Origin of the sequence: Arthrobacter sp. HMWF013 (genome assembly GCF_003061105.1) — a bacterium.
In the GTDB taxonomy this organism is placed as follows: domain Bacteria; phylum Actinomycetota; class Actinomycetes; order Actinomycetales; family Micrococcaceae; genus Arthrobacter.
In genome coordinates, this window is sequence record NZ_QAIQ01000622.1 from 1 (window position 1) to 7055 (window position 7055).

The following is a 7055-nucleotide window of genomic DNA, read 5'->3' on the forward strand; positions in this document are numbered from 1 at the left end:
AGTCCTCACTGTTCAACGCTGTCAGCGGCGCTGAGATCGCGACGGCGGCTGCCCGCCGGCCCACAACATCCGAACCTTTGGCAGGAATCTGGGGAGCAGAAGGCAGCGAACCGTTGCTGGACTGGCTTGAGGTCCGCAACCGGCACCATGCAGTGCCGGTGGACGGGTTCGCGGACGAAGGCACGGGGCTGATCCTGCTGGACCTCCCGGACTTCGATTCCACCAGGGCCGCGAACCGCGAAATCGTCGAACGCATGGTGGGCCTGGTGGACGTGCTCGTCTGGGTGCTGGATCCGCAAAAGTACGCGGACGCCGCAGTGCACAATGATTTCCTCAAACCCCTGGCCGCACACGGTGCGGTGACCCTGGTGGTGCTCAATCAGGTGGACAGGCTGCCGGAACGCGACGTGGAGCCCGTGCTGGAGTCCCTCAAGGGGATCCTGGCCCGCGACGGACTGGGCAAGGTACAGGTCCTTGGCGCGTCCGCCCTCAGGGGCACCGGCGTCGACCGCGTCAGAAGCGCCATCCGAACCGTCGTGGTGCAGAGGCAGGCGCTCTCCCAGCGGCTGGCCGCCGACGTTTCGCGGGCTTCGATGCAGCTGAGGCAGGTCTCAGGCGAGGGGGATGCCGCGGGCGTCAGCTCATCCTCGAAAGCACGGCTTACAGACGAGTTGGCCGTGGCCGCGAATGTACCGGTGGTGGTGGGTGCTGTTGCCCGGTCCTACCGGCTCGAATCGACGCGCCGCACGGGATGGCCGGCAACACGGTGGCTGGTGCGTTTCAGGGCTGATCCGCTGCGGCGCCTCAACCTGCGCAGTGCAAACCCGTCCCAACTCAACAGGACATCGCTGCCGCCCGCCGGGGCCCCGGAGCGGGCCCGGACCGATGCCGCCGTCCGGGAATTCGCCGACGCCGCCAGCGAGGGCGCCCCCGGACCGTGGCGCGCTGCGATTCGCGGTGCCGCCCGCGAAGGGCGCGAGGCCCTGCCGGACGCACTGGATCAGGCCATCGCCGGAACCGACCTGATGGCTGCCCGGAAGTCATGGTGGTGGGGAGTCTTCAATGTGATCCAGTGGCTCGCCCTGCTGACGGCCCTCGGCGGGCTGGGCTGGCTGGGCGTCCTGGCGGGACTTGCCTACTTTCAGATGCCGGTCCCCGAGGTTCCCCGGGTGGAAGGGTGGCCGGTGCCCACGCTGATGATCGCCGGCGGCGTGGTTCTGGGGATCTTCCTCGCGCTGACCGGGAAGTTCATCGGCGCAGGAGTGGCCAACGCCCGCGCGGCCAGGGCAAGGAAACGGTTGCGGGTTGCCGTGGCCGATGTTGCCCAGGGCATGGTGGTGGAACCCGTTGAGGTGGAAGTGACCCGGCTCAAATCATTCAATTCCGCCCTGAAGTCAGCGGCGGCGGGTTAGGGCGCCTCGGCTGTTGACAGGGCTGCCGCGGCGTCCCGGACCTTGATCATGGTCCGGAGGTTCCGGGTGGTGGTTGATGCCTTGTACTTGGGCTTGGCGGAGATTTTGCTGAACGGGCTGTCAACGGTCCCGCCCACCGGGGCGAGCCACGCCAGCGCTTCCGGGCCAAGCCGCTGCTGTTTCGCACCGTCGATGGCTGCACCGGCGGCAGCCAGCTCATCCAGCACGGCCTGGTCCGAACCCAGCGTGAGGTAGGTGTGCGTGCTCTTGCTGTCCTCCGGGTACGGGCATGCATCCACTAGAGCGCCCACCCGCTCGGCTGAAAGGACCACCACCCAGGCGTCATAGCCGAACGAATCACGCAGGCACTTTTCACATCTGCTTTTGACCTCGGCCGCAGCCAGGCCGCTGGCCAGGACAACGTTTCCGCTGGCGAGCAGGGTCTTGACTCCGGTGAAGCCCGCTGCTTCCAGGGCAACCCTGAGGTCAGCCATTTTGATGTTGATGCCGCCCACGTTGATGCCGCGGAGAAAGACTGCGTAGCTGTTCATTCCGACAGCCTAACTGTGGCCTGCCCGATGCCGGCGGGGGATGCAGCCTTAGTCGTTGTTCTTCCGCAGGGCGTCCGTGAGGATCCGTCCGGCGTTACACACCACTTCGGCGTGGAGACGGCCGGGCTGGCGGGTGAGCCGTTCAATGGGGCCTGAGATCGAGACGGCGGCGATGACGCGTCCGGACGGTCCCCGGACCGGTGCCGAGACAGAGGCGACCCCCGGCTCGCGTTCGCCGAGGCTCTGACCCCAGCCCCGCCGTCGTACGCCTGCCAGAACGGTGGGAGTGAAGCGGGCGGACTGCAGCCCCTCCAGGAGCCGGTCGTGGTCCTCCCACGCGAGCAGCACCTGGGCCGCGGAGCCGGCTTTCATCGACAGCTGGGTGCCTACGGGGATGGTGTCGCGCAGGCCGATGGGGCGCTCGGCGGAGGCAACGCATACGCGCCATTCACCCTGGCGGCGGAAGATCTGGGCGCTTTCGCCGGTGGCGTCGCGCAACTGCATCAGGACCGGCCCGGCGGAGGCGATCAGCCGGTCCTCACCGGCTGCCGAGGCGAGCTCCACGAGGCGGCTGCCGAGGACAAACCGGCCCTGGATGTCACGGCTCACCAGCCGGTGATGGACCAACGCCAGGGCCAGCCGGTGGACAGTAGGCCGGGCGAGGCCCGTGGCTGCCACCAGTTGCGCAAGGGTGGTGGGCCCGGCCTCCAATGCGTCAAGCACATGGGCTGCTTTATCAATGACACCGACTCCACTAGAATTGTCCATGTAATGATATTGCCGTCTCATTATCTGAGATGCAAATGTTTCGGCTGGCGAATTGTACGGCCGTCCTGATTCAGTGGACTCAACAGTCAACAGCAGTGAAGGGAGATGGCCGTGGCAAAGACACTGGCCGAGAAAGTCTGGGACGCACATGTGGTGCGCAAAGGCGACGGCGAAGGAGCCAATGCCCAGCCCGACCTCCTCTTCATAGACCTCCACCTGGTCCACGAGGTGACGTCCCCGCAGGCCTTCGAGGGCCTGCGCCTGGCCGGCCGCCCGCTGCGCCGGCCGGACCTCACCATCGCCACGGAGGACCACAACACTCCCACGCTGGACATCGACAAGCCCATTGCCGACCTCACCAGCCGGACGCAGATCCAGACGCTGCGCAACAACTGTGCGGAGTTCGGCGTCCGCCTGCACTCCCTTGGCGATGCTGAGCAGGGAATCGTGCACGTTGTCGGACCTCAGCTCGGCCTGACACAGCCCGGCATGACGGTTGTCTGTGGTGACTCGCACACCTCCACGCACGGCGCTTTCGGTGCCCTCGCCATGGGCATCGGCACCTCCGAGGTGGAGCACGTGATGGCCACCCAGACGCTGTCCCTGAAGCCGTTCAAGACCATGGCCATCAATGTCGAAGGCTCGCTGCGGCCCGGGGTCACCGCCAAGGACATTATCCTCGCCGTGATCGCCAAGATCGGCACCGGCGGTGGCCAGGGCTACGTCCTGGAGTACCGTGGCTCAGCGATCCGCGCGCTGTCCATGGAGGCCCGGATGACCATCTGCAACATGTCCATCGAGGCCGGCGCCCGTGCCGGCCTGGTGGCCCCGGACCAGACCACCTACGACTACATGTATGGCCGGCCGCACGCGCCCCAGGGAGCCGACTGGGATGCCGCCGTCGAGTACTGGAACATCCTGAGGACCGACGACGACGCCACCTTCGACGTCGAAGTGGACCTCGACGCCGACACGCTGGAGCCGTTTGTCACCTGGGGCACGAACCCGGGCCAGGGCGTTTCGCTGTCTTCCTCGGTTCCGTCTCCGGAGGACTTCGGCGACGAGAACGCCAAGGCCGCCGCCGAACGCGCCCTGCAGTACATGGGCCTGGAGGCCGGCACACCCATGAAGGACATCCGGGTGGACACGGTCTTCCTCGGCTCCTGCACCAACTCGCGGATGGAGGACCTCCGCGCTGCTGCCGACATCATCCGCGGCCGCCAAAAGGACCCCAACATCCGGATGCTGGTGGTTCCCGGTTCGGCCCGCGTCAGGCTTGAAGCCGAGGCGGAAGGCCTGGACAAGGTCTTCAAGGACTTCGGTGCCGAATGGCGCTTCGCCGGCTGCTCCATGTGCCTGGGCATGAACCCGGACCAGCTGGAGGTAGGGGAACGCTGTGCGTCCACCTCCAACCGCAACTTCGAGGGCCGCCAGGGCAAGGGCGGGCGCACCCACCTCGTCTCTCCGGTGGTGGCAGCCGCCACCGCCATCCGCGGAACCTTGAGCTCGCCGTCGGACCTTGATCCGGCCCCCGAATCCGCCGCCATCCGCACCGACGCAGCCTAGGAGACCGCCATGGAAAAGTTCACCACCCACACCGGTATCGGCGTTCCGCTGCGCCAGAGCAACGTTGACACGGACCAGATCATCCCCGCCGTCTACCTCAAGCGGATCACCCGCACCGGATTCGAGGATGCGCTGTTCTCCGCATGGCGCAAGGATCCCGCCTTCATCCTGAACCAGGCGCCGTTCAATGCAGGATCGGTCTTGGTGGCCGGACCTGATTTCGGCACCGGGTCTTCCCGTGAGCACGCCGTCTGGGCCCTGAAGGACTACGGCTTCAAGACCGTCCTGTCCTCCCGCTTTGCTGACATTTTCCGCGGCAATTCCGGCAAGCAGGGGCTGCTGGCTGCGGAACTTGCCCAGGACGACATCGAGCTCATCTGGAAGGAACTCGAGAACGCCCCCGGCACCGAAGTGACCGTCGATCTCGTCTCCAAGACGGTCATCTGCGGGAACATCGTGGCGCCCTTCGAGATCGACGATTACACCCGCTGGCGCCTGCTCGAAGGCCTGGATGACATCGGCCTCACGCTCCAGCATGAAGAGGACATCACCGCCTACGAGGCCACCCGTCCCGCATTTATGCCCACGACCCTCCCGGCCCGCCTTTCCTGAGCCGAACCCAAGCAACGCGGGGTCACTCTTCGCCCAATGAAGTCGACTTATCGGGCCAGGAGTGACCCCGCGTTGCTTCTGTTTCCGGCCGGGACGCCTGGGGAGAAACGACCGCGCCGGGCACGCCGTATTTCGGTTCGGTAACGCGACCTCCTATGCTTAGCTGGAGCCTTTGCAAGGATTTTGGGGCGAGTAATCGTAAGGAAACCGGTATATGAGTAGTGTTCTGACAATCCGTGGCGGAGTCCCGCTGACAGGCCGAGTCACCGTCCGAGGGGCCAAGAACCTTGTCCCCAAGGCCATGGTGGCGGCGCTGTTGGGCAATGAACCGTCGGTGTTGCGGAACGTCCCCGAGATCAAGGACGTAGAGGTTGTCACCTCGCTCCTGCAGCTCCATGGTGTGACGGTGGTCAAGGATCCGGTCAGCGGTGACCTCACGCTGGACCCGAAGGGCGCCAAGACGGCCCCGAGCACCGCAATCGATGCCCACGCCGGCGATTCGCGCATCCCCATCCTGCTGTGCGGACCCCTGATCCACGCGATCGGCGAAGCCTTCATCCCGGATCTTGGCGGCTGCAAGATCGGCGACCGGCCCATTGATTACCACCTCAACGTGCTGCGCCAGTTTGGCGCCGTCGTGGAGAAGCGCCCCGGCGGCATCCACATTTCTGCCCCCAAGGGGCTTCAGGGCGCCAAAATCTCCCTGCCGTATCCGTCTGTGGGCGCCACCGAGCAGGTGCTGCTGAGCGCAACCCGCGCCGAGGGCATCACCGAGCTGTCCGGCGCCGCAACAGAACCGGAGATCATCGACCTCATCGCCGTGCTCCAGAAAATGGGCGCCATCATCAGCGTCCAGACTGACCGCACCATCCGCATCGAGGGCGTCCGTGACCTCGGCGGCTACAACCACCGCGCCCTCTCGGACCGCAACGAATCGGCGTCGTGGGCCTCAGCTGCGCTGGTGACCCGCGGAGACATCTTCGTGGAAGGTGCCTCGCAGCGGGACATGATGACTTTCCTGAACACCTACCGCAAAGTTGGCGGTGGGATGGACATCGGCGAGGACGGGATCCGGTTCTACCACAAGGGCGGCAAACTCAACCCGCTGGTCCTGGAAACGGATGTCCACCCCGGCTTCATGACCGACTGGCAGCAGCCCCTGGTGGTGGCCCTGACCCAGGCCGAGGGTGTGTCGATTGTCCACGAAACCGTTTACGAGAACAGGTTCGGTTTCACCGACGCCCTCATCCGCATGGGCGCCAACATCCAGGTGCACCGTGAGTGCCTGGGCAGCGTGCCATGCCGGTTCGGCCAGCGCAACTTCCTCCACTCGGCTGTCATTTCCGGACCCACCCAGCTCAAGGGAACTGACATCGATGTCCCCGACCTTCGCGGCGGCTTCAGCCACCTGATCGCTGCTCTTGCTGCCACCGGTGTCTCACGGGTGACCGGGATCGACATCATTAACCGCGGCTATGAACGGTTTACCGAAAAGCTGGCCGGCCTCGGCGCCGATTTCGACATCACCTCGACAAAGTAGCGGTGGGCACGTGAAGGAAACGGCCAAGAGCCAAGCCACCCTCTTTGTGGTTGCGGCCATAGTGCGCCCCCTGCTTAATGCCATGATGAACAAGAAGTGGGAGGGCCTTGAGAACCTTCCCGCCGGCGGTTTCATTGCTGCCCCCAACCATTGCACCGAGATTGATCCCCTGGTCGTGGGCCACGTGCTGTACAACAACCAGCGCGCGCCGCACTTCCTGGCCAAGTCCGGGCTGTTTAAGGTCCCTGTCCTGGGCTGGGTCCTCAGGGCAACACGCCAGATCCCGGTGGAACGTTCGACGGCGGGGGCGAACCGCTCGCTGCAGCTGGCCCAGGAGATTGTGGCCGACGGCGGTGCCATCATCATCTACCCCGAGGGCACGCTTACCCGTGATCCGGACCTGTGGCCGATGAAAGGCCACACTGGCGCAGCGCGGCTCGCTCTCGAAGGCGGGATTCCCGTGGTCCCGATCGCTCACTGGGGCGCCCATGAGGTCTTCCCGCGTTATGCGAAGCGGTTCCACCTCTTTCCCCGCAAGACCTCCCGGGTGGTCATCGGAAAGCCCGTGGACCTGAGCGCTTTCGCCGGCCAACCCCTGGATAAAGC

7 protein-coding genes are annotated in these 7055 nt (G+C 65.5%); 5 read left to right on the top strand and 2 right to left on the bottom strand.

Annotation, left to right across the window (positions count from 1 at the left end; translation table 11 throughout):
• Window positions 1–1412, top strand: a 1412-nt coding sequence (locus DBR22_RS20730; protein ID WP_108600543.1) for an ABC transporter, incomplete at its 5' end; no start/stop codon positions are given.
• Here DBR22_RS20730 and DBR22_RS20735 read toward each other — a convergent pair.
• Together DBR22_RS20735 and DBR22_RS20740 are read right to left on the bottom strand one after the other, a co-directional pair.
• Complete coding sequence (locus tag DBR22_RS20735; protein ID WP_108600544.1) at window positions 1409–1963, bottom strand: DUF1697 domain-containing protein; 555 nt, start codon at window positions 1961–1963, stop codon at window positions 1409–1411. The two genes, DBR22_RS20730 and DBR22_RS20735, sit on opposite strands and share 4 nt — an antisense overlap.
• A 48-nt stretch (window positions 1964–2011) precedes the next feature.
• Window positions 2012–2731 carry an IclR family transcriptional regulator gene (locus DBR22_RS20740; RefSeq protein WP_108600545.1) on the bottom strand — a complete coding sequence of 240 codons (720 nt, stop codon included), beginning with the start codon at window positions 2729–2731 and terminating at the stop codon, window positions 2012–2014.
• A 111-nt stretch (window positions 2732–2842) separates the two neighbouring features.
• On the opposite strand from DBR22_RS20740, the gene leuC reads away from it, so the two are divergent.
• The 4 genes from leuC to DBR22_RS20760 form a co-directional block, all read left to right on the top strand.
• Window positions 2843–4297, top strand: coding sequence for a 3-isopropylmalate dehydratase large subunit (leuC, locus tag DBR22_RS20745; RefSeq protein WP_108600548.1), 1455 nt, complete (start codon window positions 2843–2845; stop codon window positions 4295–4297).
• Window positions 4298–4306: 9 nt separating this feature from the next.
• Window positions 4307–4909 (top strand): 3-isopropylmalate dehydratase small subunit, encoded by a 603-nt coding sequence (gene leuD / locus DBR22_RS20750; RefSeq protein WP_108600546.1) that lies wholly within the window; start codon window positions 4307–4309, stop codon window positions 4907–4909.
• Window positions 4910–5123: 214 nt separating this feature from the next.
• Entirely contained in the window at window positions 5124–6449 is a 1326-nt protein-coding gene (gene murA, locus DBR22_RS20755; protein ID WP_108600547.1) for a UDP-N-acetylglucosamine 1-carboxyvinyltransferase, read from the top strand.
• 10 nt (window positions 6450–6459) lie between these two features.
• A partial coding sequence (locus tag DBR22_RS20760) for a lysophospholipid acyltransferase family protein (RefSeq protein WP_108600549.1) occupies window positions 6460–7055 on the top strand: 596 nt, incomplete at its 3' end.

Excerpts from the sequence above, each read along its gene's own strand:
- DBR22_RS20740 (WP_108600545.1), bottom strand. The coding sequence starts at position 2,731 with ATGGACAATTCTAGTGGAGTCGGTGTCATTGATAAAGCAGCCCATGTG.
- leuD (WP_108600546.1), top strand. The coding sequence starts at position 4,307 with ATGGAAAAGTTCACCACCCACACCGGTATCGGCGTTCCGCTGCGCCAG.
- DBR22_RS20735 (WP_108600544.1), bottom strand. The coding sequence starts at position 1,963 with ATGAACAGCTACGCAGTCTTTCTCCGCGGCATCAACGTGGGCGGCATC.
- murA (WP_108600547.1), top strand. The coding sequence starts at position 5,124 with ATGAGTAGTGTTCTGACAATCCGTGGCGGAGTCCCGCTGACAGGCCGA.